Source organism: Kitasatospora gansuensis (assembly GCF_014203705.1).
Lineage (GTDB): Bacteria > Actinomycetota > Actinomycetes > Streptomycetales > Streptomycetaceae > Kitasatospora > Kitasatospora gansuensis.
This window is the reverse complement of sequence record NZ_JACHJR010000001.1, coordinates 3,272,450-3,298,994: the sequence shown is the minus strand read 5'-3', so window position 1 is coordinate 3,298,994 and position 26,545 is coordinate 3,272,450. Positions and strand designations below refer to the sequence as shown.

At 72.1% G+C, this 26,545-nt stretch carries 23 protein-coding genes and 1 tRNA gene; 13 read left to right on the top strand and 11 right to left on the bottom strand.

Annotated elements, in window-relative coordinates; genetic code table 11:
* Window positions 1–9: 9 nt before the first annotated feature.
* Window positions 10–1,974 carry a murein biosynthesis integral membrane protein MurJ gene (gene murJ / locus F4556_RS14440; protein WP_246511018.1) on the bottom strand — a complete coding sequence of 655 codons (1,965 nt, stop codon included), beginning with the start codon at window positions 1,972–1,974 and terminating at the stop codon, window positions 10–12.
* Between the two features lie 304 nt (window positions 1,975–2,278).
* A complete protein-coding gene (locus tag F4556_RS14435) occupies window positions 2,279–3,139 on the bottom strand; it encodes a phosphatase PAP2 family protein (protein WP_184915194.1) in 861 nt (286 codons plus the stop codon).
* A 347-nt stretch (window positions 3,140–3,486) separates the two neighbouring features.
* On the opposite strand from F4556_RS14435, the gene F4556_RS14430 reads away from it, so the two are divergent.
* A complete protein-coding gene (locus F4556_RS14430) occupies window positions 3,487–4,458 on the top strand; it encodes a sigma-70 family RNA polymerase sigma factor (protein ID WP_184915191.1) in 972 nt (323 codons plus the stop codon).
* A gap of 115 nt (window positions 4,459–4,573) precedes the next feature.
* A complete protein-coding gene (locus tag F4556_RS14425; RefSeq protein ID WP_221504754.1) occupies window positions 4,574–4,765 on the top strand; it encodes a hypothetical protein in 192 nt (63 codons plus the stop codon).
* A 57-nt stretch (window positions 4,766–4,822) separates the two neighbouring features.
* Here F4556_RS14425 and mscL read toward each other — a convergent pair whose 3' ends face one another.
* From mscL to F4556_RS14400, 5 genes are all read right to left on the bottom strand, one after another.
* On the bottom strand, window positions 4,823–5,239 hold the full coding sequence (mscL, locus tag F4556_RS14420) for a large conductance mechanosensitive channel protein MscL (protein WP_184915185.1): 417 nt from the start codon (window positions 5,237–5,239) through the stop codon (window positions 4,823–4,825).
* Between the two features lie 71 nt (window positions 5,240–5,310).
* A complete protein-coding gene (locus F4556_RS14415; RefSeq protein ID WP_184915182.1) occupies window positions 5,311–5,601 on the bottom strand; it encodes a hypothetical protein in 291 nt (96 codons plus the stop codon).
* Between the two features lie 208 nt (window positions 5,602–5,809).
* Window positions 5,810–6,118, bottom strand: a complete 309-nt coding sequence (locus F4556_RS14410; RefSeq protein ID WP_184915180.1) for an FmdB family zinc ribbon protein — start codon at window positions 6,116–6,118, stop codon at window positions 5,810–5,812.
* A gap of 80 nt (window positions 6,119–6,198) precedes the next feature.
* Window positions 6,199–7,497 (bottom strand): MFS transporter, encoded by a 1,299-nt coding sequence (locus F4556_RS14405; protein ID WP_184915178.1) that lies wholly within the window; start codon window positions 7,495–7,497, stop codon window positions 6,199–6,201.
* 297 nt (window positions 7,498–7,794) lie between these two features.
* Window positions 7,795–9,279 (bottom strand): potassium/proton antiporter, encoded by a 1,485-nt coding sequence (locus tag F4556_RS14400; protein WP_184915176.1) that lies wholly within the window; start codon window positions 9,277–9,279, stop codon window positions 7,795–7,797.
* A gap of 274 nt (window positions 9,280–9,553) precedes the next feature.
* Here F4556_RS14400 and F4556_RS14395 point away from each other — a divergent pair, with 274 nt between their 5' ends.
* The gene (locus F4556_RS14395) at window positions 9,554–12,295 is read left to right on the top strand and encodes a penicillin acylase family protein (RefSeq protein ID WP_184915174.1); all 2,742 of its coding nucleotides are present in this window, start codon (window positions 9,554–9,556) and stop codon (window positions 12,293–12,295) included.
* A 4-nt stretch (window positions 12,296–12,299) separates the two neighbouring features.
* Here the strand turns inward: F4556_RS14395 and F4556_RS14390 are convergent, their stop codons facing one another.
* Window positions 12,300–12,878: a 5-formyltetrahydrofolate cyclo-ligase gene (locus tag F4556_RS14390; RefSeq protein ID WP_184915173.1), complete on the bottom strand. Its 579-nt coding sequence runs from the start codon at window positions 12,876–12,878 to the stop codon at window positions 12,300–12,302.
* A 100-nt stretch (window positions 12,879–12,978) separates the two neighbouring features.
* On the opposite strand from F4556_RS14390, the gene F4556_RS14385 reads away from it, so the two are divergent.
* The 9 genes from F4556_RS14385 to F4556_RS14345 all read left to right on the top strand — a co-directional run bounded on the left by F4556_RS14385 (window position 12,979) and on the right by F4556_RS14345 (window position 21,851).
* A complete protein-coding gene (locus F4556_RS14385) occupies window positions 12,979–13,824 on the top strand; it encodes a GGDEF domain-containing protein (protein ID WP_184915171.1) in 846 nt (281 codons plus the stop codon).
* A 72-nt stretch (window positions 13,825–13,896) separates the two neighbouring features.
* The gene (gene galU, locus F4556_RS14380; RefSeq protein WP_184915169.1) at window positions 13,897–14,817 is read left to right on the top strand and encodes a UTP--glucose-1-phosphate uridylyltransferase GalU; all 921 of its coding nucleotides are present in this window, start codon (window positions 13,897–13,899) and stop codon (window positions 14,815–14,817) included.
* An 18-nt stretch (window positions 14,818–14,835) separates the two neighbouring features.
* The gene (gene glp / locus F4556_RS14375; protein ID WP_184915167.1) at window positions 14,836–16,155 is read left to right on the top strand and encodes a molybdotransferase-like divisome protein Glp; all 1,320 of its coding nucleotides are present in this window, start codon (window positions 14,836–14,838) and stop codon (window positions 16,153–16,155) included.
* A 108-nt stretch (window positions 16,156–16,263) separates the two neighbouring features.
* Complete coding sequence (moaC, locus tag F4556_RS14370) at window positions 16,264–16,713, top strand: cyclic pyranopterin monophosphate synthase MoaC (protein WP_246511527.1); 450 nt, start codon at window positions 16,264–16,266, stop codon at window positions 16,711–16,713.
* Window positions 16,710–17,243 carry a MogA/MoaB family molybdenum cofactor biosynthesis protein gene (locus F4556_RS14365; protein WP_184915161.1) on the top strand — a complete coding sequence of 178 codons (534 nt, stop codon included), beginning with the start codon at window positions 16,710–16,712 and terminating at the stop codon, window positions 17,241–17,243. The genes moaC and F4556_RS14365 overlap by 4 nt, the downstream gene beginning before the upstream one ends.
* Window positions 17,240–17,866, top strand: coding sequence for a GNAT family N-acetyltransferase (locus F4556_RS14360; RefSeq protein ID WP_184924610.1), 627 nt, complete (start codon window positions 17,240–17,242; stop codon window positions 17,864–17,866). The genes F4556_RS14365 and F4556_RS14360 overlap by 4 nt, the downstream gene beginning before the upstream one ends.
* Before the next feature lie 150 nt (window positions 17,867–18,016).
* The gene (gene sepX / locus F4556_RS14355) at window positions 18,017–19,027 is read left to right on the top strand and encodes a divisome protein SepX/GlpR (protein ID WP_184915159.1); all 1,011 of its coding nucleotides are present in this window, start codon (window positions 18,017–18,019) and stop codon (window positions 19,025–19,027) included.
* Window positions 19,028–19,083: 56 nt separating this feature from the next.
* A tRNA-Ala gene (locus F4556_RS14350) sits at window positions 19,084–19,160 on the top strand.
* 72 nt (window positions 19,161–19,232) lie between these two features.
* Complete coding sequence (locus F4556_RS14345) at window positions 19,233–21,851, top strand: right-handed parallel beta-helix repeat-containing protein (RefSeq protein WP_184915156.1); 2,619 nt, start codon at window positions 19,233–19,235, stop codon at window positions 21,849–21,851.
* Window positions 21,852–22,012: 161 nt separating this feature from the next.
* Here F4556_RS14345 and F4556_RS14340 read toward each other — a convergent pair whose 3' ends face one another.
* Window positions 22,013–22,816: an SDR family oxidoreductase gene (locus tag F4556_RS14340; RefSeq protein ID WP_184915154.1), complete on the bottom strand. Its 804-nt coding sequence runs from the start codon at window positions 22,814–22,816 to the stop codon at window positions 22,013–22,015.
* A gap of 48 nt (window positions 22,817–22,864) precedes the next feature.
* Window positions 22,865–23,758: an RNA polymerase sigma-70 factor gene (locus tag F4556_RS14335; RefSeq protein WP_184915151.1), complete on the bottom strand. Its 894-nt coding sequence runs from the start codon at window positions 23,756–23,758 to the stop codon at window positions 22,865–22,867.
* Between the two features lie 153 nt (window positions 23,759–23,911).
* Here F4556_RS14335 and F4556_RS14330 point away from each other — a divergent pair, with 153 nt between their 5' ends.
* On the top strand, window positions 23,912–25,177 hold the full coding sequence (locus F4556_RS14330) for an acyltransferase family protein (RefSeq protein WP_184915148.1): 1,266 nt from the start codon (window positions 23,912–23,914) through the stop codon (window positions 25,175–25,177).
* Window positions 25,178–25,262: 85 nt separating this feature from the next.
* Here the strand turns inward: F4556_RS14330 and F4556_RS14325 are convergent, their stop codons facing one another.
* On the bottom strand, window positions 25,263–26,486 hold the full coding sequence (locus F4556_RS14325) for an IS701 family transposase (RefSeq protein WP_246511017.1): 1,224 nt from the start codon (window positions 26,484–26,486) through the stop codon (window positions 25,263–25,265).
* Between the last annotated feature and the right edge of the window lie 59 nt (window positions 26,487–26,545).

Below are 26,545 nucleotides of genomic sequence, written 5' to 3'. Positions count from 1 at the left end.
GACGGCGCGTCAGCGACGGTGCTTGCCGCCGCCGGCCGCCGGCTCCGGGTAGGGGATGCGCAGTTTGCGGGCCAGCGGGGCGACCGCCGCGCCCGCGCCGAGCGGACGGGCCAGCAGCAGCACCGAGACCAGCACCGCGAGCGGACCGGCCGCCAGTGCCGCCAGCGCGGCCGGCACCCCGCCGCCCAGCGCCGCGTCGAGCCGTCCGGTCAGCCAGTACGCGGCCAGCGCGCCCGGCGCGCAGGCCACCGCCAGCGCCAGGTGCAGGGTGACCAGCCGGCCGCCGTCCAGGCCGCTGCGGACCCGGGGACGGCGCCCGGTGCCGAGCTCCAGGGTGGCGTCGGCGGGCAGCGGCGCAGCGCCGGCGGCACCCTCGCGGCGCAGTCGGCGGCCGAGCGCGCGCCCGGTGATGGCCGCGCTGATCAGCACCGCGACGGTGTGCGCGCCCGCCATGCCGACGATGATCCAGCGGCTCGGCAGCACCAGGTAGGCGACCCAGGAGAGCAGCACGTTGCTGCCGGAGGTGATCGTGGTGAGCCAGAACGGGGTCCGGGCGTCGCTCATCGCGTAGAAGCCGCGGGCCAGCGCGTACTGGGCGCAGAACGCGGGCAGGCCGAGCGCGAAGGCCATCAGGATCTGGGTGACCACGTCGATGTCCGCGTCCGTCACGTTCCCGTGCCCGTAGGCCAGGGCGGCGATCGGACCGGCCAGCGAGAGGAAGATCGCCGAGGCCGGGACGATCATCCCGGCCGAACTCCGCAGGGTCTGCGCCAGCTCGCGGCCGACGTCCTCGAACCGGCCCGCGCCGACCGACCGGGACATGCTCGGCAGGATCGCGGTGACCAGGGAGACCGTGATGATGCCCTGCGGGACGATGAAGAGCAGGTAGGCGTTGTTGTACGGGGTGTAGCCCAGGCCCTGGGTCAGACCGTCCTGCTTGGCGAGCGAGGCCGCGCCGGTGGCCAGGTTGGTGATCGCCAGGAAGGCCAGCTGGGTGACCACCACCAGCAGCAGCGCCCAGCCGGCCGCCCGCAGCGGCGTGGTCAGGCCGGAGCCGCGCCAGTCGAAGCGCGGGCGGTAGCGGAAGCCGGAGGCCCGCAGCGAGGGCACCAGGGCCAGCGCCTGGACCAGGATGCCGAAGGCGCTGCCCAGCCCGAGCAGCATGGTCGCGCCGTCGGAGAAGTCCTTGGCGTCGGTGGCGTGCACGAAGATCGCCAGGTAGAGGCTGAAGACCGCGATCACCACGACGTTGTTGAGCACCGGGGCCCACATCATCGCGCCGAACCTGTCCCGCGAGTTGAGCACCTGGCCGAGCAGACCGAAGAAGCCGTAGAACAGGATGGCCGGCAGGCAGTACCTGGCCAGCGCGATGGTCAGGTCGCGCTGGACGGTGTCGTCCGGGCCGTACGGGGTGTAGCTGTCGACGATCAGCGGGGCGCAGAAGAAGGCCACTGCGGTGATCACGACCAGCACGACCCCACAGACCGTCAGCAGCCGGTTGGTGTAGGCGACGCCACGGTCGGCGTGCTGCTGCGCGGCGCGCACCAGCTCGGGGACGAAGACGGAGTTGAGCACGCCGCCGATCAGCATGATGAAGATGGTGTTCGGCAGCATGGTGGCCACCGCGTAGCCGTCGGCCACGAAGCCGGTGCCGAGCGCGGCGGTGATCACACCGGCCCGGACGAAGCCGAGGGCCCGGGAGGTCAGCGAACCGAGCGCCATGATCATGCCGTTGCGGGCGGTGGAACTCGGCTTGGCCGCTGCCTCGACGGGCGCGGCCGCGGGCGGCGCGGCCGGAGGCGGCGGTGGGACCGGGGCGTACGGCAGCCGGGGGCTGGGCACCTGCTGGCCGAGCTGGACGGTCGGCTGGCCACCGGGGCCGGTCATCAGCTGGTCGTCGGGTATCTGACGCAGCGGCATGGTCGGCGGGTCGCCGTACGGGCCGGAGGGCCCGTCCGTCGTGTGCTTGGTCATGCGCCCCCCGTCGCTCGGTGCCTGGGCAGTGGACGTGCGGTTGCTGTGCTGCGACTGCCCGGCCCGGCCGGATGCAGGCACACCCGGCGGCAGCAGTCTGCCTCACCACGGCACTCGGTGGGGAGATCCGTGCCGTGTGCCGGACATCTCCCGACCTGGCGGAAGGCACGTGGCCACCCGTCCCGGTCTGCCGTAAACAGGGTAATTGGTCCTGATTTTTCCAGTGCCGACAGGGACTGAATCGGTTGGTGGGCCCCTGTCCCTTCCCTCCCGGTGCGCCGATCGAACGGTGGTGTGACGCTTCTCACTGACCGTCAGCTCGGCGGGCGGGCTGCGGGAACGGCCCGGCGGCGGGGTCGAAAGCGCTGTCGAGAGAGGGGTCGAAGGCGGGGTCGGGGGTGCCGGTGGCCAGCACGCGCTGGATCCGCGGCCTGGTCCGCCAGTCGACCCGGCGGACGTCCCGGGACAGCGCGCCCGGCTGCCAGAGCTCGACGGCGAGCGTGACGGTGCCGACCACCAGGGCGGCGGCCAGCCAGCCCGCCAGCACGTCGCTCGGCCAGTGCACCCCGAGCGCGATCCTGGTCCAGCCGACCGCGAGCGCGGCGAGCGCGGCGGCGGTGCAGGACACCGCGCGGCCCGTCCGGTTGGCCCGAGGCCAGACCAGGATCACCAGGGCGGCGCAGGTGATGGCCGAGGCGAGGGCGTGGCCGGACGGGAAGGACAACCCGCCGGCCTGGGCGACCGGGGCGGCGAAGTGCGGCCGTTCCCGGCCGACGACGTTCTTGCCGAGCCAGCTGGCCAGCCAGCCGGCCAGTATCAGCGCGGCCGCCCAGCCGCCGAGGGTGCGGGCGCCGATCACCCAGAGCCAGACCGCGGCCAGGCCGAGCAGCACCCGCATGGTGACGGTGCTGCCGATGTCGGCGAGGGTCTGCATGGCCGCCGTCCAGATGTTGTGCTGGACCGCGTAGCCGTGCAGGGAGTCGACCCAGCCCTGGTCGAGCCGGGCCAGCGGGCCCCAGTGGGACGTCACCAGGGCCAGCAGGACGCCGAGCAGTGCGGCGGAGCCGGACGCCAGCGCCGAGCAGATCAGCAGGCGCTGCCGTCGGCGGGCGGCGGAGGCGGCCGACCCGGGATCGGCGTGGGTGCCGTCGTTGGGCGGGTACATGGCTGACACCTTCCCAGGGCGAGCGATGGATCCGGACCCGAACCGATCGCGATTTGGCATCTTTTGTGGGGAGAAGCTGCGGATGGAGGCCGTCGTTCGTTGACGGAGCGGCGGAACTCCCCCTGCCACTCCGGGTCGATGGTCCATCACCGAGCGTTCATGATCGCGGGTGAAAAGTCGCAGGATACTGCATCCGGAGAAGAAACTGGGTGAGTTGGGAATGTTGTCCGAATTCTGTGCGTTGGATCGTTACGTGTGAGCCTCTCCGAGGCCCGCAATCTCTTTGCCCCGGCTCACACCTGGCGGGGCGAGATCCGAAGACCGGCACCAGCAGCAAGGGAGCAAGCATGGCCACTCGTGCCGTCGTTCGCGACAGGGCCGACCGGACTCGCGCGGCCCGCCCGAACAACCTTGAGGCCGACCGCGACCTCGTCGGTATGTACCTCGACGAGATCGCCAGGACGCCGCTGCTCGACGCCGCCGAGGAGGTCGAGCTCTCGCTGCGGATCGAGGCCGGCGTCTACGCCCAGCACCTGCTGGAGCAGGAGACGCTGCCCAAGGGGTCGAAGCGGGAGGAGCTGGAGGCGATAGCCGAGGACGCCGAGCGGGCCAAGGACGTCTTCATCAGGTCGAACCTCCGGCTGGTGGTGGCAGTGGCCCGGCGTTACCCGCGCAGTGGTCTCCCGCTGCTCGACCTGATCCAGGAGGGCAACGCCGGTCTGGTCCGGGCGGTCGAGAAGTTCGACTACGCGAAGGGGTTCAAGTTCTCCACCTACGCGACCTGGTGGATCCGGCAGGCGATCACCCGGTCGATCGCGGACCAGTCCCGCACCATCCGGCTGCCCGTGCACCTGGTGGAGGAGCTCGGCCGGATCCGGCGGGTGCAGCGCGAGAAGGCGAAGGAGCTGGGCCGCGAGCCCGACCCGGCGGAGGTGGCCGCCGAGCTGGACACCACGGAGCAGCGCGTCAAGGACGTACTGGACTGGGCCCGGGACCCGGTCAGTCTGAACATGGCGGTGGACGACGAGGGCGAGACCCAGTTCGGTGACCTGGTGGAGGACACCGGCGCCGTCTCGCCGGAGGACGCCGTGATGGTGATGCTCCGCCGGGAGGAGCTGGACGACCTGATCGGCCGGCTGGACGACCGCACCGCCTCGATCATCCGGTCCCGGTACGGGATGGAGGACGGCCGGGAGCGGACGCTCACCGAGGTCGGCAAGCAGCACGGGCTGACCAGGGAGCGGATCCGGCAGATCGAGAAGCACGCGCTGGCGGAGCTCAAGAAGATCGCCGACCACGCGGGCTTCGAGGCCGCCTGACCCGGCCAGGACCGGTACCTGACGGACCCTGCGGGGGCTTCGGCCCCGGCGGGGTCCGTCTTCGTCGCGGCCTAGGCTTGGGGGAGCAGTCGCGTGAGTGAGAGGAAGTGGCGTGGTGCCGGAGCAGCAGCCCGAGCAGCAGGCGAAGGAACAGGTGAAGGAGCCGAAGCCGAAGCTGGTCTTCGAGGACCCCTTCGACCGGCAGACCAGTGACGACACGGACCAGGGCTGGGGCGGCGCCGGGGAGAGCGCGGGGCGCGGGATCGACTGGTACCGGAGTCAGCGGCCGCCGCACCACGGGGGGTAGCGGCCGCCGCACCACGGGGGAGCGGGACGGCGGCCGGGTACGGGCGGACCGGGTGGGTCAGCGCTGGCGGACCAGGGCGTCGCGGATCTCGGTGAGCAGTTCGACCTCCTTGGCCTCCGCCTCGGCGGCCTCCTCGACGGGGGACTTGCGCTTGGCCATCAGGTGCTTCATCGGGACGATCAGCACGAAGTAGACCACCGCCGCGGTGATCACGAAGGTGAGCACGGCGCTGAGCACCGAGCCCCACAGGATGAAGATGCCGGAGGTGACCTTCCCGTCGGCGTCCACCTCGCAGGGGCCCTTGAGGCAGGACGAGTAGGACGCCAGGTCCTTGGTGCCGAACACCCCGACCAGCGGGCTGATGACGCCGTCGACGAAGGCGTTGATGACCTTGGTGAAAGCCGCGCCGATGACGACGGCGACGGCCAGGTCGATGACATTGCCGCGGAGCAGGAATTCCTTGAAGCCCTTCATGCCGCGCTGAACGAGGCCGGGCCGGATCGGTCACGGGTGATCTTCGTGGCGCGGTGTTGACGCTCCGCCGGCTACGAGGGCGGCGCCGTGCCGGGGCAGCGGGGTGCGGTGACGGCCTCGGCGGCCACGGCCGGAGCCGAGGCCGGGGGTGGTGAGCCGGGCCGGAGCTGGCTCGCGGCGAGGGCGGTGGCCGCGGCCAGCAGGCTGGTGGCCAGCAGGCCGGGGCGATGGCGGACGGCTCGCTGGAGGCGGTGCCGGCCGCCGGAGCCGCGGCGGATCGGTGGGAAGACCGGGACCACCTGGCGGGGCGGGACCGAGGAGGTCGCGCGGGGGACCGTGGTGCGGGTGTGCAGGGTGGTCATGGGGCACCGCCTCCGATCGGGACGCGACGTCGGGGGAACGTCGCGGGGATCAGCGTGCGGCCGGGCCGGGGGCGGTGGCGGGACGAGGCACAACCCTGTGGAAAACCCGGCCCTGTGGACGAAGCGGGTCACCCACAGGGCTGTGGAAAAGCCGGACGGCCCGGCCGCGCACCGAGGTGCGGGGCCGGGCCGTCCGGAAAGACGCGGGTCAGCTGGTCGAAGCCGGAGCCGAGCTCGACGTCGAGGACGAGGAGCTGGTCGAGGCCGCCGGAGCGGGCGCCGACGCGGCCGGAGCCGAGGAGGACGACGAGGTCGAGGAGCTCACCGAGCTGCTGGACGACGAGCGGCTGTCGGTCCGGTAGAAGCCCGAGCCCTTGAAGACCACACCCACCGCGGAGAAGACCTTGCGGAGGCGCCCCTGGCACTCGGGGCACGTGGTCAGCGCGTCGTCGGTGAACTTCTGCACCGCCTCCAAGCCGGTCCCGCACTCGGTGCACTGGTACTGGTACGTGGGCACTTGGCTTCCTCCTGCACTTCCCCCTGGCACTCTCGCCTGATGAGTGCTAACGATCCTCAATGATGCGGCATTCCGTGGAATCAGTCCAGCGCCGCAGGTGTGAGAACGGACGCCTGCCCGGCACCCACGGTTCCACCCCGGGCCACGGTGCGGCTCGGCGTGCTCGGCGGGACCAGCAGCCGGCGCAGCGTCAGCAGGGCGACCAGGCCGAGCCCGGAGCCCACCACCGGCACCAGGAACCCGCCCGAGGCGCCGTGGCCGTCGATCAGCACGCCGGCCACCGTGGAACCCGCCGCCAGGCCCAGGCCGATGGCGCCGGTGAGCCAGGTGAAGGCCTCGGTCTTGGCACCGTCCGCGACCAGGCTCTCGACCAGGGTGTAGCCGGTGATCAGGGTGGGGGCGATGGCCAGGCCGCAGAACAGTCCGGCGACCGCCAGCGCGGTCAGGTTGGGCATCGCCCACAGGGTGGAGCAGCCGAGCACCAGCAGGGCGTAGCAGCCGAGCATCCGCTGCCGGGCGGAGTTCCGCCAGGCGATCAGCCCGTACAGCACGCCGGCCAGCATCGAGCCGCCGGCGAAGACGCCGTAGACGATGCCGCTCATGCCCTCCTGGCCGGCGCTCCGGGTGAAGGCGGTGATCGAGACCTGCATGGCCCCGAAGACGGTGCCGACGCCGAGGAAGGAGACCGCGAGCAGCCGGACGCCGGGGGAGGCGAGGGCCGAGGCGCGCTTGACCCCGGCGGTGCCGGGGTGGCGGGCGGGGGCGGTGGAGCGCTGGGCGGCGAAGGCCAGGCCGCCGGCCACGGTGAGGACGGCCTCGGCGATCAGTCCGGCCGAGGGGTTGAGCGTGGTGGCGATCGCGCCGGCCAGCACCGGGCCGATCACGAAGGTGAACTCGTCGGTGACCGACTCGAAGGCGAAGGCCGTGTTCAGCGTGGCCGGGGAGTCGGAGAGCCGGGAGACCCAGCGGGCCCGGACCATCGCGCCGATCTGCGGGACGCTGGCCCCGGCGGGCGCGGCGGCCAGGAAGAGCGTCCAGACCGGCGCGTGGCCGACGGCCAGCGCGATCAGCGCGCCGACTGAGACGGCGTGCACCACGACGCTCGGCAGCAGCACGGCGGACTGCCCGTACCGGTCGGCCAGCCGGCCGGTCTGCGGACCGATCAGGGCCTGGGCGACGGCGGAGACCGCCGCGACCAGACCGGCGGTGCCGTAGGAGCCATGGGTGTCCAGCACCAGCAGCACGATGCCCAGACTGAGCATGGCGTAGGGGAGCCGGGCCGCGAATGCGGGTGCCAGGAACGTCCAGGCACCGGGGGTGCGGAGCAGTGCTCCGTACCCGACGCGGGTGGGGTTGTCGACCGTTCGGCGGGCCGCCACGGTGGGTTCTTTCCGCTGCCTGGTAGCGCGGACGGGGTTGGGTGGACCCCGACGGCGCCGAGAGTCGTCCTCTCGCGCGTCGACCGGGGTGATACCGGGTCCGGCTGGCCGTCGTGGAAGCGGGGGCCAGAGGGCAGGATCTGCTGCGGACCGCGGCCGCCGAGCGGTCGCGCCAACTCTGCATCAGGCAGATGTTGCGGGTGTGTCAGTTGATACCAAAGCTTTATCCGTCATCTTACGGGTTGGACCGCGACTCGCCCAGCGAAGCGAAGGTGAACGTCGCGCAAAACACACGGACTACCGCCCGCGCAGCCACCCCGCCAGCTTTCCGCCCTGGTCGACCGCGCGCAGCCGGCGCTCGGCGGCCTCGCTGACCTCCTCGGTGGTGACCACCAGGAGTTCGTCGAGCGGCCGGAGCACGGTGGTGCGGTCGGGGACGAAGCTGCTGCCGTCGCGGACCACCAGGGTGACGGCGGCCCCGGCGGGCAGCCGGAGTTCGCTGATCTCCACCCCGGCCATCCGGGAGCCGGCCGAGAGCGAGACCGAGAGCAGTTGGCCGTGCAGGCGCTCCAGCGGGGCGGACTCGATCCCGAGGTCCTGGCCGAGCGAGCCCTCGGAGATCCGCAGCCACTTGGCGACCAGCGGCAGGGTGGGGCCCTGGAGCAGGGTGAAGACCACCACCAGTATGAAGACGATGTTGAACACCTCGCGGGCCAGCGCGGCGTGCGCGACCAGCGGGATGGTGGCCAGCACGATGGGCACCGCCCCGCGCAGCCCGGCCCAGCTGAGCAGCGCCTGCTCGCGCCAGGGCAGCCGGAACGGCGTCATGGTCAGCAGCACCGAGGCGGGCCGGGCCAGGAAGACCAGCACGGTGCCGATCACCAGCGCGGGGACCACCGCGCTGCCCATGCTGACGGGCGTGCAGAGCAGGCCGAGCACCACGAACATGCCGATCTGCCCGATCCAGGCCAGCCCGTCCGCGAAGCCGCGGACCGCCGGGCCGTGCGGGAGCTTGGAGTTGCCGAGCACCAGCGAGGCGACGTAGACCGCGAGGAAGCCGGAGCCGTGCAGCAGCGCGCCGCCCGCGTACGCGCCGACCGCCAGCGACATCACGGCGATCGGGTACAGGCCGGAGGAGGGCAGCGCCATGTGCCGGACGGCGTACGCGCCGAGCTTGCCGACCGCCAGGCCGACCGCCGCGCCGATCGCCAGCTCGGCGATGATCGTGCCGACCAGGACGTACCAGGAGTCCAGCGGGCCGCTGGTGGCGAAGGCCAGCACCAGGATCACCACGGGTGCGTCGTTGAAGCCGGACTCGGCCTCCAGCAGACCGTTCAGCCGGGACGGCAGCGGGACGGTGCGCAGCACCGAGAAGACCGCGGCCGCGTCGGTGGAGGAGACGATCGCGCCGAGCAGCAGCGAGGTGCGCCAGTCGAAGTCGGCCAGGTAGTGCGCGCCGACCGCGGTGACCGCGACGCTGACCGCGACGCCCGCGGTGGCCAGCACGGTGGCGGCCGGCATCACGGGTTTGATCGATCGCCAACTGGTCTTCAGGCCACCCTCGGTGAGGATCACCACCAGTGCCGTGTAGCCGAGCACCTGGGTCAGTTCGGCGTTGTCGAACCGGATGCCCAGACCGTTCTGGCCGAGTGCCACGCCGATGCCGAGGTAGATCAGCAGGCTGGGGAGGCCGGAGCGGGTCGAGATGCGCACCGCGACCACCGCGATCAGCAGGACCACGGCGGCTTCGAGCAGAAAGCGGTTCAGGTCGTCGACAGTCACGCAGTGGCACCTCGGCGCAGTGAGGGGGGCGGGCTGATGGGGCGTCTGAAGGCAGCATCCACCAGGGGACCTGACGGTCCGTCTGCGGGAATCGTTACCGAGTCTAACATTTTACTTGTTCTTTTACCTTTGGTCGACCAGCTGCCGCTCAGCTCGGCCCGGTAGGGTCCACCTGACCCGACGTGGGCGCCCCCGGGTGCGGCCCGCTCGGCCGGTGCGCCCTAATGTGGTGGTCTGTCACGGCCGCCCGTCTCCCAGCCAAGGACTCAACCAGATGCCCCGCTCGAAGAGGTTCCGGCGCGCTCGTCTGTTCGTGCTCGTGCTGGTCGTGCTGTTGGTCGCGGGTACGGCGGGCGCCGGGTTCTTCGCGGTACAGACCGTCCGGTCCTCCTTCCCGGTGATCGAGGGCAGCGTCAAGGTGCCCGGGATGACCGCGCCGGTGGACGTGAAGCGGGACGGCAACGGGATCCCGCAGCTCTACGCCGACAGCTCCGAGGACCTGTTCCGGGCCCAGGGCTACGTGCAGGCGCAGGACCGGTTCTGGGAGATGGACGTCCGACGGCACATCACCGCCGGGCGGCTGTCCGAGATGTTCGGCTCCGGCCAGGTCGAGACCGACTCCTTCCTGCGCACCATGGGCTGGCGCCAGGTGGCCCAGCAGGAGTACGACCAGCTGCTCGCCCCGGACACCAAGAAGTACCTGCAGGCGTACAGCGCGGGCGTGAACGCCTGGCTGGCCGAGCACCCCGGCGGCAGCTCGGCCTCGCTCGAGTACTCCCTGCTCGGCGCGGTGAACGGCGACTACAAGCCGTACGCCTGGGACCCGGTGGACTCGGTCTCCTGGCTCAAGGCGATGGCCTGGAACCTCTCGGGCAACCTGCAGGAGGAGATCGACCGCTCGCTGCTGGCCCAGGACTTCAGCCCGGAGAAGATCAACCAGCTCTACCCGGCCTACCCGTACGACCGCAACGGCACCATCGTGAAGACCGGCAAGCTCGGCGCCGACGGCAGCTACCTGCCGGCCGACGGGACCACCACGCCGGTGCCCGCGGCGGGGGCCGGCACCCAGGGCCGGGCCGGCAGCGAGGCGCTGCTCAAGGACGTGGCCGACCGGATGGCGACGCTGCCGCAGCTGCTGGGCCGCCCCGGGCAGGGCATCGGCTCCAACTCCTGGGTGGTCGGCGGGCAGTACACCACCACTCACCTGCCGCTGATGGCCAACGACCCGCACCTGGGCCCGGCCATGCCGTCGGTCTGGTACCAGATGGGCCTGCACTGCCGCAGCGTCGGCCCGGCCTGCCAGTTCGACGCCGCGGGCTACACCTTCGCCGGGATGCCGGGCGTGGTGATCGGCCACAACCAGAACATCTCCTGGGGCTTCACCAACCTGGGCGCCGACGTGACCGACCTCTACCTGGAGAAGGTCACCAGCCCGGAGACCTACCTGGTGGACGGCAGGCAGAAGAACTTCGAGACCCGCAAGGAGACCATCAAGGTGGCCGGCGGTGAGGACCGCACCATCGTGGTGCGCACCACCGACCGGGGCCCGCTGATCTCCGACAAGAGCACCGAGCAGCAGAACGTCGGCAAGCACGCCCCCGCCGACAACGCCCCCGACCGGGCCGCCGGTTACGGCGTCGCCCTGCAGTGGACGGCGCTGATGCCGGCGAAGACCATGGACGCGGTGTTCAAGCTCGACCGGGCCGGTGATTGGGACTCTTTCCGACTCGCCGCCGCCGACTTCGCGGTCCCCGCGCAGAACCTGATCTACGCCGACACCAAGAACAACATCGGCTACCAGGCCCCCGGCATGATCCCGCAGCGCACCAAGGGCGACGGCCGCTACCCGGCGCCGGGCTGGGACTCCTCGTACGGCTGGAAGACCGACGCCGCCGGGAAGCTCGACCCGATCCCGTTCAAGTCGCTGCCGTACAGCTTCAACCCGCCAGCCGGCTACATCGTGACCGCCAACCAGGCCGTGGTGGACTCGAGCTACAAGTACCTGCTGACCAGGGACTGGGAGTACGGCACCCGGGCCAAGGAGATCACCACCCAGATCACCGACCGGCTGAAGAACGACGGCAAGATCTCCCCGGACGACATGCGGGTGATGCAGCTGGACAACACCAGCGTGATGGCCAAGACGCTGGTGCCGCTGCTGCTCAAGGTCCGGATCGACGACCCGTACGTGCGCGAGGCCCAGGACCTGCTGCGGGACTGGAACTTCCACCAGGACGCCGACTCGGCGGCCGCCGCCTACTACAACGCGGTCTGGCGCCAGCTGCTTACGCTCTCCTTCGGCCAGAAGTTCCCGGCCGGGCTGCGGGCCGAGGGCGACTGCCTGCTGGTCCGTCAGAAGCGCGACTCCACCCTGCCGGACGACGACCTCAACCCGGCGCCGCCGGTCACCGTCTGCGGTACCCGCGACCCGGGCCAGGCCCAGCCGGACGGCGGGGACCGCTGGACCGAGGTGGTGCGCACCCTGCTCGACCAGCCGGACAGCCCGTGGTGGGAGTACAAGGACGCCAACCACCAGTCCCAGCAGGGCCTGGGCAAGCTGCTCGCCGAGTCGCTCAAGAACGCCCGGCAGGAGCTGACCGCCAAGCTCACCAAGGACATCTCGACCTGGAGCTGGGGCCGGCTGCACACCCTGACGCTCACCGAGCAGACCCTCGGCAAGGACGACTCCTCGGTCGCCTCCGGGCTGGTGCACAAGCTGCTGAACCGGGGCCCGTACCAGCTCTCCGGCGGCACCGCGGCGGTCAACGCGGCGGGCTGGAACGCGGCGGTGGGCTACCAGGTGGACTGGGTGCCCTCGATGCGGATGGTGGTCGACCTGAGCAACTTCGACGGCTCGCGCTGGATCAACGTCGGCGGCGCCTCGGGGCACGCCTTCCACGACAACTACAACGACCAGACCGCGCTCTGGGTCAAGGGCGAACTGCTGCCCTGGGCCTGGTCGCCCGAGGCGGTCGAGCAGGCCACCAAGCACAAGCTGGTGCTGACCAGCGGGTGACCTCTCAGCGGTCGAGCCAGTGCACGCCGGACGGGGTGACCGTGGCGTGCACCGGCAGGTCGTGCGGCTCGGCCGGGACGGTGTCGAGGAGTTCGGCGTCGTACAGCAGGGTGGCCAGCACCGGGGCGGCCTGACGGCGGGTCAGCCGGGCCAGCACCCGGTCGTAGGAGCCGCCGCCGCGGCCCAGCCGGATGCCGCGGCGGTCCACCGCCAGGCCGGGCAGCAGCACCAGCGCGGCCGTGCAGACCGCGTCCGGGCCGAGCCGGGGGCCGGTCGGCTCCAGCAGGCCGCGACCGGCCGGGGCGAGGGACTCCGGGCCCTGGTACTCGGCCCAGTCCAGGTCGTTGTCGGGCAGCAGGACGGGCAGCAGCACCCGGACCCCGCCCGCCCGCAGCGCGTCCAGCAGCGGCCGGGTGCCGGGTTCGCCGCCGACCGAGACGTACGCCGCGACGGTCTGGCCCGCCCGCGCGAGCGACCCGGCGTGCGCCGCCAGCCGTGCGGCCGCGTGCTCCCGCCGTTCGGGGGAGAGTTCACGCCGTTCCGCGAGCAGGCGTGACCTCAGACCGGCTTTGTCGTTGTGCACTGGATACTCCTTGGTCCCGCTCCGGCCCGGTGGCCCGCCCGCACCCTTCGGCGAGCGGCGGCCGCCCGGTGCACAGAGCCTGACACGCGGAAGGCACCGGATGTCCACCCCGTTCCTGGTCCAGGCGCTGGCCGTGCTCAGCGCCCCGGCGCTGGGCGCCGTCGCCCTGACGGGCCTTCGGCTGCGCCGACGGGCCGCCGACGCCGAGAGCCGGGAGGCCGCGCTCCGGCTCCGGGTCGACGAGCTGACCGCCGAGCGGGACGTGCTCCAGCGCACCGCCTCCTGCGACCCGCTCACCGGCGTGTGGAACTACCGGCACCTCCAGCTCACCCTGGACCGCGAGGTGGAGCGGGCCCGGCGGGTCGATCCGGGCGCCCTGCCACGGCCGTTGGCCCTGCTGATGCTGGAGATCGCGGGCTTCGAGTCGGTGGTCGCCGAGCACGGCCGGGCCCGCGGCAACGCGATACTGCGCGACCTCGCGCAGCGGCTGAGCGTGGAGATCCGCCGCTCGGACACCCTGGGCCGGTACGGCGGCGAGGAGTTCCTGGTGGTGCTGCCCGACACCGGCCTGGACGGCGCGGTGCAGGTCGCCGAGCGGCTCTGCTGGACGGTCCGCAGGCACCAGCTGCTCGACTGGTCCCCGGCCGGCGCGGAGCCCGGCCGGGTGTCCGGGCGCAACGGCCTGACCGCGGCGGTCGGGATCGCGGTGCTGCCGGAGGACGGGGCGCACGCCGCCCTGCTGCTGCGCGCCGCCGACCGCGCGCTCGGTGCGGCCCGCGCCGGGGGCGGCGACTGCTGGCGCGGGGCGGCCGAGCTGACCGGGGAGGCGGAGCCGGTGGAAATCACCGGTAATCTGTCGCCCGGTACCGAGGAGGCCCCCCTCACCTCCGCCGGCACCGCCCACTCGACGGCCGCTGTGGCTGCTGGACACGACACGGGCCCCTGACCAGCCGTTGTTTCATCACTGGTTAACCCTGCACTCAGCCCGGTGGAAACCCGCCTTAGTAAGGTCTGACGCATGACGACGACGAACGCCCGCCTCCCTGTCACCAAGGCCGTGGTGCCTGCCGCCGGTTTGGGGACCCGATTCCTCCCCGCGACCAAGGCCACCCCGAAGGAGATGCTTCCGGTCGTCGACAAGCCCGCGATCCAGTACGTCGTCGAGGAGGCCTCCGCGGCCGGCCTCTCCGACATACTGATGGTCACCGGCCGCAACAAGCGCGCCCTGGAGGACCACTTCGACCGGGCCTACGAGCTCGAGGAGCTGCTCGCTCGTAAGGGTGACAAGGACAAGCTCCGCCGGGTCCAGGAGTCGGTGCAGCTGGCCAACATGCACTACGTCCGGCAGGGCGACCCGAAGGGCCTCGGCCACGCGGTCTCGGTCGCCGAACAGCACGTCGCGGGCCAGCCGTTCGCGGTCCTGCTCGGTGACGACCTGATCGACCCGCGCGACCCGCTGCTGTCCCGGATGATCGAGGTCCAGCAGGAGCTCGGCGGCTCGGTGGTGGCGCTGATGGAGGTCGAGCCGGAGCAGATCCACCTGTACGGCTGCGCCGCGGTCAAGCCCAACGGCTTCGGCGACGACGTCTTCCGGATCACCGACCTGGTGGAGAAGCCCGACACGGCCGACGCCCCGTCGAACTACGCGGTGATCGGCCGCTACATCCTCGACCCGGCCGTCTTCGACGTGCTGCGCGAGACCAAGCCCGGCCGGGGCGGCGAGATCCAGCTGACCGACGCGCTGCGCGAGTTGGCGACCCGGGACGAGACCGGCGGCGGCCCGGTGCACGGCGTGCTCTTCAAGGGCCGCCGGTACGACACCGGCGACCGCGCGGACTACCTTCGCGCTATCGTCCGTCTGGCGTGCGAACGCGATGACCTCGGCCCGGAGTTCCGGTCCTGGCTCAAGGAGTTCGTCGCCACGGAGATGCAGGACTGACCAGAAGGCGAGTGTGCGATGACCGGGACGACTTCGGATTCCTGCTGCGAAGAGACCCCGGCGCCGCCGCGCATGTGGAGCGTGGACGAGCATCTGGCGGACGTACTGTCAGATGTCGTCCCGCTCCCGGCGATCGAGCTCCAGCTGCTCGACGCCCAGGGCTGCCGGCTGGCCGAGGACGTCAGCTCGGAGGTGGACCTGCCGCCCTTCGACAACAGCTCGATGGACGGCTACGCGGTCCGCACCGCGGACACCGCCGGGGCCACCGAGCAGTACCCCTCGGTGCTCACCGTGATCGGCGAGATCGCGGCCGGCGCGGGTGAACTCCCCAAGGTGGGCCCGGGCCAGACCGCCCGGATCATGACCGGCGCGCCCGTACCGCCCGGCGCCGAGGCGGTCGCCCCGGTCGAGTGGACCGACGGCGGCAGCGGCACCGGGAAGGCCGCCGACGCGATGACCGCCGCGTCTACCAGCGCTTCCTCGGGTGCTTCCGAGGAGGTCCGGGTGCTCCGCCCGGTCACCGAAGGCGCGCACATCCGCCGCCGGGGCAGCGACCTGTCGGCGGGGGAGCGGGTGCTGGAGGCGGGCGCCCTGCTCGGCCCCACCCAGCTCGGCCTGCTCGCCGCGATCGGCCGCGGCACCGTCCGGGTCCGCCCCCGCCCGCGGGTGGTGGTGCTCTCCACCGGCAGCGAACTCGTCGAGCCCGGCGAGCCGGTCGGCCCCGGGCAGATCTCCGACTCCAACAGCTACACGCTGACCGCCGCCGCCCAGGACGCCGGGGCGATCGCCTACCGGGTCGGCGGCGTCCCGGACGACGCGGCCGTGCTGCGCGCGGTGCTGGAGGACCAGCTCGGCCGGGCCGACCTGATCGTCACCAGCGGCGGGGTCAGCGTGGGCGCGTACGACGTGGTCAAGGAGGTCTTCGCCGAGTACGGCGAGGTCGACTTCCGGCGGCTGCGGATGCAGCCCGGCAAGCCGCAGGGCTTCGGCCGGATCCAGGGCACCCCGCTGCTCGCCCTGCCCGGCAACCCGGTCAGCTCGTACATCTCCTTCGAGCTGTTCGTCCGCCCGGTGATCCGCACCATGATGGGCGCCCCCGACATCCACCGGCCGGTGGTCCGCGCGGTCTGCACCGCCGAGCTGCGCTCCCCGGCCGGGCGGCGGCAGTTCCTGCGCGGCTGGTACTCGTCCGCGGACGGTGAGGTGGTGCCGGTCGGCGGCGAGGGATCGCACCTGGTCGGCGCGCTGGCCCGGGCCAACTGCCTGATCGCGGTGCCCGAGGACGAGACCTCGGTGGCGGCCGGACGCACCGTCGATGTGGTCCTTCTCACGGGCTGACCGGGGCGGGGTTGTACGGTAGCGCGGTACTTGACCCGTGCCACCGTGGAGTCCCCTTTGTCCGAAACACCGCGCCTCACCCACGTCGACGAGACCGGCGCCGCCCGGATGGTCGACGTCTCCGAGAAGGCCACCACCGTCCGGACGGCCGTCGCCGCCGGACGGGTCAGGGTGGCCGCCCGGGTGATCGAGCTGCTGCGCGGCGAGGGCGTCCCCAAGGGCGACGCCCTCGCGGTGGCCCGGATCGCCGGGATCATGGGCGCCAAGAAGACCCCCGACCTGATCCCGCTCTGCCACCCGATCGCGATCTCCGGCGTCACCGTCGAGCTCACGGTGGCCGACGACGCCGTCGAGATCACCGCCACCGTGCGGACCGCCGACCGGACCGGCGTCGAGATGGAGGCGCTGACCGCCGTCGCGGTGGCCGGGCTGACCGTGATCGACATGGTCAAGGCCGTCGACAAGGGCGCCACCATCGAGCACGTCCGGGTGCTCAGCAAGACCGGCGGCAAGAGCGGCGACTGGGCGGCCTCGTCGGGCGCGGCGGTGTCGGAGTGAGAGCGCTGGCCGTCACGGTCTCCAACCGCGCCTCGGCCGGGGTGTACGAGGACAAGGGCGGCCCGCTGGTCGCCGCGGGCCTGCGGGCGATGGGCTTCACCGTGGACGGGCCGCAGGTCGTCCCGGACGGCGAGCCGGTGGAGGCCGCGCTGCGGGCCGCCGTGGCCGCCGGGTACGACGCGGTGGTCACCACCGGCGGCACCGGCATCTCGCCGATGGACCTCACCCCGGAGATGACCGCCCGGGTGATCGACCGTCAGATCCCCGGCATCGCCGAGGCCATCCGGGCGTACGGCCGGGAGAAGGTGCCCACCTCGGCGCTGTCCCGGGGCCTGGCCGGACTGGCCGGACGTACCCTGATCGTCAACCTGCCGGGCTCCACCGGAGGGGTCAAGGACGGCCTGGCCGTGCTGACGCCGCTGCTCCCGCACGCCGTGGACCAGCTCGGCGGTGGCGACCACCCGCGGCCGGCGGCATCCGCTCCCGGTGGCTCCGCCTCTGGTGGCTCCGCTGAGGGGAGTGCGCCCTGAACGCCTCCTGGCAGGTCGAACTCCTGGAGGGGGACGTCGCGCTGCGGCCGATCCGGGTCCGCGACCAGCGTTCCTGGCAGGAGGTCAGCCAGCGCAACCGGGACTGGCTGCGCCGCTGGGAGGCCACCGTCCCGCCCGCCGGGCCCGGTCGGGCCGGGGTGGCCCGGCCGACCTTCCGGCAGATGGCCCGCTACCTGCGGCACGAGGCGGCGGCGGGCCGGATGGTGCCGTTCGTGGTGCTGCACCGGGGCCGCCTGGTCGGGCAGCTGACGGTCGGTGGGATGACCTGGGGCTCGATGTGCTCGGCCAACATCGGCTACTGGGTGGACGAGTCGGTGGCCGGCCGGGGCATCATGCCGACCGCCGTCGCGCTCGCCGTCGACCACTGCTTCGGCACCCTCGGCCTGCACCGGATCGAGGTCTGCATTCGGCCGGAGAACTGGCCGAGCCGACGGGTGGCCGAAAAGCTCGGCTTCCGCGAGGAGGGAATGCGGCCGCGCTATCTGCACATCGACGGCGACTGGCGGGACCACCTGGTGTACGCGCTGACCGCCGAGGAGGTGCCGGAGGGCATGCTGAACCGCTGGCGGTCGGTCAGGAGCCGGGACCGGCGCGATAATTGAATAAGTGTTCGAAATAGATATCGATATGGCATCGCAGGCCGGCCGAGTGGTCACAAATACCGGCAAAATAGTCGGAGAATCAGCTTGATCACACGACACGCCGCGCCAAATTGCTGCCGGGCCTTCCCCCGCGCCCGTACCGTGTGAAACATGCGCAGTAGCGGCCTTATCTACGCGGTCATCGTAGGGGCCTGGGCTGCCTATCTGGTGCCGATGTGGCTCCGCAGGCAGGACGAGCTCAACGAGGCGCGTCCGACGGAACGCTTCAGTACCGCGATCCGCCTGCTGGCCGGACGGTCGGCCATGGAGCGGCGGGCGACCCGGGTACTTGGCGACGACGAGACCAGCCCCGAATCGGACCCCGCCCCGGCGGTGGACACCGATCTCCCAGTCGTGGCCCCGGCCGAACCGGCCATTCCGCCGGTTCCCGTTCCTTCGGCCTCGGCTGTTGCCGCGGCTGCGCGCGGTTCGGTCGAGCGGCGGGCCAGGCTGCTGGCCCGGCGGCGCCGGATGGTCACCACGCTCTTCCTCGCCTTCGCCGCCGGTGCGGTGGTCGCGGCGGTGTTCGGCGTCGCCTTCCTCTGGGTGCCCGCGCTGCCCGGCCTGCTGCTCACCCTCTACATCGGCCACCTGCGCCGGCTGGAACGGCAGCGGTACGAGGTCAAGCTCGACCGCACCCGGGCCGCCCGGGACGCCGAGCGGCTGCGCGACCGCGAACGCACCCGGGCCGCCGCGGCCCGTCCGGCCGCGCAGCCCGCCTCGCCCCCGGCCGGGCGTCCGCAGCCGACGGAGCGTCAGCAGTCCGCCCGGGCCGCCGCCGCCCCGGCCCCGGTGCCCGCCGCCGAGGGACGGCCGCACCTGCGGCTGGCCACCACCGACTCGGCCTTGGTCGAGGCGACCGACCACGAGGAGTGGGTCGACGGCATGCGCGAACGCGCCGCCGCCGGCCCCGACTCCTGGGAGCCCGTCCCGGTCCCCCTCCCCACCTACGTCACCGCCCCGGTGGCCCCCCGCTCCACCCGCGGCCTCGACCCCCGCTCCGGCTGGGAGGCCGGTCGCAGCACCGAGGCCCGCAACACCCCGCTCTTCGACCAGTACGCCGAACCCGCCCCCGGCGCCGAGGCCGACTACCCCTCCCGGCCCCGCGCCGCGAACGAGTAGCCAGGTGAGGGGTGGTCACGAGCCCCCGCGAAGAGGTGCTAGAGTTTCTTCTCGTTGGGGCTGTGGCGCAGTCCGGTAGCGCACCTCGTTCGCATCGAGGGGGTCAGGGGTTCGAATCCCCTCAGCTCCACCAACAGGGTCCCGCCCGATCGAAAGATCGGGCGGGACCTTTGCGTTGAGTCCGTTCTGAGCAAGGAGAACGTCCGTGCACCGCCGCTCCACCACGACGGCCGCCTTGCTGGCGGCCCTTTTCGTGCTCACGCCGGCCGTGGCCGACGCGTCCGACTCCGGCAGCGGCCGGACGATCTATGCCACGACCGCCTCGGTCTGCTACCCGGGCAGCCCCGGCAGCGGTACCGCCGCCAGTCCCTACTGCAACCTCCAGGTCGCGGTGGACGCGGCCGTCCCCGGCGACACGATCAAGGTGGCGGGCGCGATCGGGTCGTCCTCCGGTGACGTGGTCCGGGTCAGGACCTCCGGCATCTCGATCGTCGGGGTGGGGGACCACGCACAGGTGCAGGACGGGCTCGGCAAGTCGGCTCTGATCCTCGACGGGGTCACCGATGTGACGGTCCGGAACCTGATGCTGGCTTCGACCGGCGGCGTGCCGGTGGAGGTGCGGGGGTCGAGTCGGATCACCCTCGACTCCCTGCACGTCTACGCGTACGGCACTCCCGTCGGCCGGCCCGACCCCGGGCCGCTGGACGCGGTCCGGATCGACGGTGCGTCGAGCGGTGTCACGGTGAGCCGCTCGTACCTCGACACCCGCGGCTGGAAGCCCGGTGCCTCGGGCATCTCCGTCGCCGCCGGGGCGAGCCAGGTGACCTTGGCGAGCAACGTCGTGGTGGCGACCGGGATATCCGCCACCGGGGTGGCCGGGCTGAACGTCGTGGGCAACACGATCCAGCGCAGCTGCGCCCCGGCGGTCGCCGTGGACGGCGCCTCCACCGGCGTCAGCATCCAGAACAACCTGCTGGAGGACGTCACCGAGGCGGCGAAGCTGGTGAGCACCAAGGAGAGCTGCAAGAGCCGAGGCGCGGGCTGGGCCCCGGACATCGCCGTCTCGGCGCAGGCCCGGACGGGCAGTACGGCCGACTACAACGCCTTCCACAGCCACGCCGACAACGCCACCGCACCGTACGCCTGGGGCGGCGTCGAGTACCCGACCCTTGACGCCTTCCGCGCCGCGGTGCCGGACCAGGGCCGGAACGACGTGGTGGACGCGTCGGAGCCGAAGCCGGTCCGGTTCCGGCTGGACGAGGCCTACGCCGACGCCAAGCTGCGTCCGGGAGCCGCCTCCGTCGACTCCGCGAACCCGGACGCCCCGGGCCGGCTGGACACGGACTTCTTCGGCACCGGTGGCTACCGGAGCCGGGGAGCGGTGCAGTACGACCCGCGACCGGAGTTCGCACTGGGCCTCGACGCGCGCAGCACCAGCGCCCATGCCGTCGCGCTCACCATGAACATCACGGACGTCCTGACCCAGCCGGTCGACACGAAGCTGGTGATCGACTGGGGCGACGGCACCACGACGGCCGACTCCTACTACGGCCCGGCGGGCAGCCGGCAGGCCTGGCACACGTACGCCAAGCTCGGGGCCTACCGGGTCACCGTGACGGCCACCACCAGCCACGGCGACGTGATCACCAGTACGGTGCAGGTGGCCACCACGGGCTCCAACTACACGGCGTACGGCCCCACCCGGCTGCTGGACACCAGGACCGGGACGGGCGCGCCGGTCGCCAAGGTGCAGCCGAACTCCTCGGTGCGGATCCGGATCGCGGGGAACGGGAGCATCCCGGCCGGGGTCACGGCCGCGGTCCTCAACGTGACGGTCACCGACGGCAGCCACGGTGGGTACATCACGGCCTTCGCCTCCGGGACGGCCCGGCCGCTGGCCTCCAACGTGAACTTCACCGCCGGGCAGACCGTGCCGAACCTGACCGTGGTGCCGGTCGGCGCGGACGGCTGGGTCGAGCTGTTCAACGGCAGCCAGGGGACGGTGGACCTGATCGCCGACATCGCCGGCTACTTCACCAAGTCCGCCGCGGGCGGCTACACCTCGGTCGACCCCGCGCGTCTGATGGACACCCGGGACGGCACCGGCGTGACACAGGGTCGGATTCCGGGACGGGGATCGGTCGAGCTGCCGATCGCGGGCAGCAAGGCCGCACCCCTGCCGGGCTCGGGCATCACCGCCGTCGCGCTCAACGTCACCACCACCGGGGCGACGGCCGGCGGCTACCTGACGGCCCACCCGAGCGGTGCGCCCACTCCGCTGGCGTCGAACCTGAACTTCGGCCCGGGCCAGACCATCGCCAACTCGGTGGTCGTACCGGTCGGTCCGGACGGGAAGATCCGGATCTTCAACGGCAGCGGGTCGCCCACCGACGTGATCGTGGACGTGGTCGGGTACTACGGCACGACCGGCGCCGCCTACATGCCGGTGACCCCGAAGCGGCTGGTGGACACCCGGGACTGGTCGTACGAGGGATTCGGCCGGGGCCAGTACGTGTGGCAGCAGTTCGGCGGGCTGGGGGCCGACGTGAGCGGGGCGGTCCTGAACACCACGGTCGCCAACACCGCCGGGCAGGGCTTCCTGACCGTCGCACCGGACCCGAACACAGCGCTCCAGTACGCGGACCACGTCGCCGTCCCACCGGTACGGCCCCTGGTCTCCACGCTGAACTGGCAGCCCGGTGAGGTCGTGCCGAACCTCGTGCAGGCGAGCACCGGCCCGACCAAGCTCGTCGACTTCTGGAACTCCAGCTCCGGCTCGGCGGCTCTGGTGGTCGACCTGTTCGGCTACTACGACCGGGGCTGACGCCGCTGGAAGTGGTTCCACTCGTCGTGGGGCAGCGAGTGCCACAGGTCGAGCCAGTCGCGCAGGAGGAAGAGCGGTCGGGAAACGATCTGCGGAAGCTGGGGACCGGACGGTTCGTCAGCCGCGAGGCGGCCGGCGGCTGACGAACAGTCGCGTCGCGGTCAGCGGGCGACGTGCTCGGCGAGGTACTCCTCCCAGGTCCGCTTGCCCACCGCCCGGTCGGGGGCGGTCAGGGCGCCGGAACGGAAGCCCGCTCCGAGCTTCCCCGGGATGAAGACCGGCAGGACGCGACGGCGCTTGCCCGCCGCTCGCAGCCAGTCCCTGGCCAGCCGGTCGGCCGGGTACACCGTGGGTCCGGCGAGGTCCGGCACCCGGCCCCAGCCGCCGGCCGGGGGCTCGCCCGCGCCCGGCTCGCCGAGGGCCAGCTCGACCAGCCGGTCCGCCACCTCGCCCTGGTCCACGGGCTGGCAGTCGGTGCCGGTCGGCACGATGACGACCGGCAGCTTCGACAGGACCCCGAACGCCATGTTCAGCAGCTCGGGGAACTGGGTGGCGCGCAGATTGGTCCAGCCGATCCCCGAGGTTTCCAGCAGCCGCTCGCCCGCCAGCTTGATCCGGTAGTAGGGGTACGGGATGCGGTCGATGCCGACGATCGAGATGTTGACGATGTGTTCGACCCCGGCGCGCCGGGCGGCCTCCAGCAGGTGGTGGAAGGCCGGGATGTCGTTCTTGAAGTGCCGGATGTCGCTCGCGCAGTGGATGACCGTGCGGACCCCGGCGAACGCCTCGTCCAGGCCGGTGCCGGCGGCCAGGTCGCCGGTGAACCAGGCCACTCCCGGGTCGTCCGGCAGGGTGGCCCGGCGGGTGAGGGCCCGGACCGGCAGCCCGGTGTGGCGTGCCCGGTCCAGCACCTGGCGGCCGAGCACACCGGTCGCGCCGGTCACCATGATCGCGTCGTTCTTCATCAGCCACAGCCCTTCTCGTGTTGCCGTCACCGATGAAGAACCGACGACTCACGAGGTTTGTGACAGCCCCGGCAGCTGATTCGCCAGAAAGGTCAGTTTGTCCGGGTTCCGGACCAGCCGGATGCCGGTGATCCCGGCCTCGCCGATCTCCAGCGCACCGAACGAGGTCAGCTCGCCGTCCTCCCAGCCGAGCACCACCGGGGCGCCGTTCGCCTCGACGATCTCGATCCGCACCTCGTTCACCCACCGGGTGAACAGACCAGCCAGGAACCGGGCCACCATCTCCCGGCCGACCACCGGCCGGCGCGCCGCGCTCACCTTGCCGCCGCCGTCCGACCAGGCGACCACCTGGTCGGCGAGCAGCGCCTCCAGCTGCTGCATCGCCCCCTCCGCGGCGGCCGCCAGGAACCGGGTCAGCAGTTCGCCGCCCAGCTCCTGCGAGGAGGCGAACTTCCGCTTGTCGTCCGTCAGATGCTGCTTGGCCCGGCGGTACAGCTGCCGCGCGTTCGCCTCCGAGCAGTCGAGCACGCCCGCGATGTCCCGGTGGCTGTAGTCGAAGGCGTCGCGAAGCACCACGGCCGCCCGCTCCGGCGGCGTCAGACGCTCCATCATCACCAGCACCGCCAGCGACACCGAGTCCCGCTGCTCCGCGGTCTCCATCGGCCCGAGCGCCCCGCCGTCGGTCCGCACCGGCTCCGGCAGCCACGGCCCGACGTACTCCTCGCGCTGGGCCCGCGCCGAGGTCAGCCGGTTCAGGCACAGATTGGTGAGCACCTTGGCCAGCCACGGCCCCGGCGCCACGACCTGCCCCGGCTCGGTCCCGTGCCACCGCAGGTAGGCGTCCTGCACGGCGTCCTCGGCCTCCGTCGCCGACCCGAGCATCCGGTACGCCAACGAGAACAGCCGGGGCCGGTGCGCCTCGAACTCCTGTGCCTGGTCCATGGCCACACGCTAGAGGAGACGGGCCGCCCGGGTCCCTCCGGGCCGGTCGAAGGCGTGTACTAGTGTTCCCGGAGCACCCCCCGTTCGCCGCGTACACCACAGCAGCCGGCCGCTGGAACTTCGGGGCGGATCGGAACCCTGGGGGACAGTCACGTGGAGCCAACGACTCAGTCGGTGCAGGGCATATCCGCCGAGCCCGACCCCGCCGCTCGCGGCGGCCGCCGGGGAAGCCGCCGGGCCGGTCGGAGCGCGCGCGCCGGACGCGCCGGCGGGCGGCTGGTGGTGCTGGACGGGCTGCGGATCCTGGCCGCGCTGATGGTGGTGTTCCACCACTACGTCGGCTACGGCGGCTCCGCCGACGGGGCGGGCAACGCCTGGTCACGGCCGATCGCGCAGGTGTTCCCGCTGGCCTCCAAGCTCGGGGCCTACATGTGGACGGGCGTCAGCCTGTTCTTCCTGATCAGCGGCTTCGTGATCGGCATGAGCACCTGGGGACGGGGGCTGGGCGACTTCTTCACGTCCCGGATCGTCCGCCTGTACCCGGCCTACTGGTTCGGGGTGCTGGCGACCACCGCCGTGCTGGCGGCCTGGCCGTTGGTGGCGCAGCCGCTGGACTCGTACCAGGTGCTGGTGAACCTGACGATGTTCCAGAGCGCGCTGCACGTCACCAACGTGGACGCCTCGTACTGGACGCTCTGGTACGAGCTCTGCTTCTACCTGCTGTTCGGCCTGGTGGTCCGACAGGGCCTCAACTACCGCCGGGTGGTCGCCTTCTGCATGGTGTGGACGGTGATGGGCATGGTGAGCGTCGGGGTGGACTGGGCGCCGCTGACGGTGGTGGCGATGCCCTGGGTCTCCTCGTTCTTCGTCGCCGGGCTGGCCTACTACCTGATGTACCGGTTCCGGCCGACCCTGCTGCTGTGGGGGATCGTCGGGGTCAGCCTGGTGCTGTCGCTCAACTACGCCGGTTCGCACCAGCAGTTGATCGACCCGGCGCTCGGCGGCCGGCATCTGCCGGCCTGGCCCGCCGCCGTGATGATCGTGCTGTGCTACCTGGTGATGGCCGCCGTGTCGCTGGGCTGGCTGTCCCGGATCGGCTGGCGCTGGCTGACGGTCGCCGGTTCGCTGACCTACCCGCTGTACCTGCTGCACGAGGGGATCGGCTGGACGGCGATCAGGCTGCTCCACGACCGGGTGCCGAAGTGGACCCTGGTCGGGCTGGTCACGCTGGGCATGCTGGTGGCCGCCTACCTGGTGCACCGGATCGTCGAACGCCCGCTCTCCCGGCTGCTGAAGCGCGGCATCGTCACCGGCCTGGACGAGCTCAGGGCGAACGGAGCCGCGCAGCCGGCCGGGCCGGTGGAGTCCGTGCCGGCTCAGGCCGAGGCTGCCGGGTCGCGGCCGGTCGTCCGGGTCTGACGAGCCGTCCGGGCTGAAGGGGGCGTGGAGACCCCGGCCCGGGTGGGGGACCGGGCGCTGGGGTCTCCACGCCGTGGGGTGGTGGTCAGGCGGAGCGTTGGCGGGCGAAAGGGGAGGCGGCGGACTGCGCCTCCGGGCGGACGATGCGGTGGTAGGCGTAGGCCGCGGACACCAGGGTCATGTGGTGGTGCCAGCCGGGGTAGGAACGGCCTTCGAAGTCGAGCAGGCCGAAGTCGTTCTCCAGGGTCCGTACCGTGTTGTCGGCGCGGTGCTGGAGGCCGGTGAGGGCGAGCAGTTCGTCCATCCGGCGGTGCACCATGTTGGTGATCCAGATCGGGGCCGGGCGGCGGCCGGCCTGCCGCCACTCGCTGAACACCTTGTAGGTGTGCTGCTGGCCGCCGGGGCTGCCCGGGATGGTGCCGGGGAGCCGGGCCAGGCCGGACAGGATGCGCAGGTGACGGGCCCGGCCGTCGTGGGTGCTGATGGCGGCGGTCTGCGGGTGGGCGCCGTTCAGGCCGAGGAAGTGCTGGGCGTTGGTCACGGTGGTCATCCCGTGGCCGGTGGGGCGCTGGGTGGCCAGGTGTCCGCCGGGGACCACCTGGAGGCTGCCCGGTACCGCGATGACGAAGTCACGGTCGCCCAACCCCCGGATCAGGGCCGCGACTTCGGTGCACTCGCCCATGTCGGCGATGACCGGGACCGAGGCCGCCCCGGTGTGCCGGGCGAGCTCCTCGACCAGGTCGCGGGCGTGCGCCCAGATCGGCCCGTGCGGGGCCTCCTCGGGCACTCGGGCGCGCTGCCGGAGCTCGGGCTGCTCGGACCAGGCGCCGGGCAGCAACAGCCGCCAGTCGACCGGGAGTTCGCCGTGGCCGGTGGAGAGGAAGAGGCCGACGCCGATCTGGCAGTTCACCGCCCGCCCGGCGGCGGGCACGAACCGCCGGTGCACCCCGACCGAGTGGTCGCCGCGCTTGGGGAGCACCGCGCAGGCGATGGTCCAGGCCCGGGGGGTGGTGTACTGCTCCACCCAGCGGATCAGTTCGCGGCGGATCGGGGACCACTCCCAGGGGCTGGCGTTGACGAACTGCTGGAGCGACTGGGAGGCGGTGCGCGAGCCGGAGACGGCCGCCGCCATCCGGCGGACGGACTTCTTGCCGGCGGTGGTCAGCAGACCTTCGAGGTAGGTGTGCGCCCAGCGGCGCTGGTCTGCTCTCGGTAACTGGTCGAAGAGCTCCTCGGTGAAGGCGTACGTCGAGAAGCTGCCGGAGTGGACGCTCGGGGTGAGCGTGCCGCTCGTGTGATGTGCAGTCATGTCCATCCCCCGTGAGGTCGGCCGGAAGCCGGTGGGTGCTGCCCTCGAAGCATAACGAA

Bases quoted from the DNA above. Each gene is read 5' to 3' on its own strand.
- murJ (WP_246511018.1), bottom strand. From the start codon at position 1,974: ATGACCAAGCACACGACGGACGGGCCCTCCGGCCCGTACGGCGACCCG.
- F4556_RS14435 (WP_184915194.1), bottom strand. From the start codon at position 3,139: ATGTACCCGCCCAACGACGGCACCCACGCCGATCCCGGGTCGGCCGCC.
- F4556_RS14430 (WP_184915191.1), top strand. From the start codon at position 3,487: ATGGCCACTCGTGCCGTCGTTCGCGACAGGGCCGACCGGACTCGCGCG.
- mscL (WP_184915185.1), bottom strand. From the start codon at position 5,239: ATGAAGGGCTTCAAGGAATTCCTGCTCCGCGGCAATGTCATCGACCTG.
- F4556_RS14415 (WP_184915182.1), bottom strand. From the start codon at position 5,601: ATGACCACCCTGCACACCCGCACCACGGTCCCCCGCGCGACCTCCTCG.
- F4556_RS14395 (WP_184915174.1), top strand. From the start codon at position 9,554: ATGCCCCGCTCGAAGAGGTTCCGGCGCGCTCGTCTGTTCGTGCTCGTG.
- F4556_RS14385 (WP_184915171.1), top strand. From the start codon at position 12,979: ATGTCCACCCCGTTCCTGGTCCAGGCGCTGGCCGTGCTCAGCGCCCCG.
- galU (WP_184915169.1), top strand. From the start codon at position 13,897: ATGACGACGACGAACGCCCGCCTCCCTGTCACCAAGGCCGTGGTGCCT.
- glp (WP_184915167.1), top strand. From the start codon at position 14,836: ATGACCGGGACGACTTCGGATTCCTGCTGCGAAGAGACCCCGGCGCCG.
- moaC (WP_246511527.1), top strand. From the start codon at position 16,264: ATGGTCGACGTCTCCGAGAAGGCCACCACCGTCCGGACGGCCGTCGCC.
- sepX (WP_184915159.1), top strand. From the start codon at position 18,017: ATGCGCAGTAGCGGCCTTATCTACGCGGTCATCGTAGGGGCCTGGGCT.
- F4556_RS14340 (WP_184915154.1), bottom strand. From the start codon at position 22,816: ATGAAGAACGACGCGATCATGGTGACCGGCGCGACCGGTGTGCTCGGC.
- F4556_RS14335 (WP_184915151.1), bottom strand. From the start codon at position 23,758: ATGGACCAGGCACAGGAGTTCGAGGCGCACCGGCCCCGGCTGTTCTCG.
- F4556_RS14325 (WP_246511017.1), bottom strand. From the start codon at position 26,486: ATGACTGCACATCACACGAGCGGCACGCTCACCCCGAGCGTCCACTCC.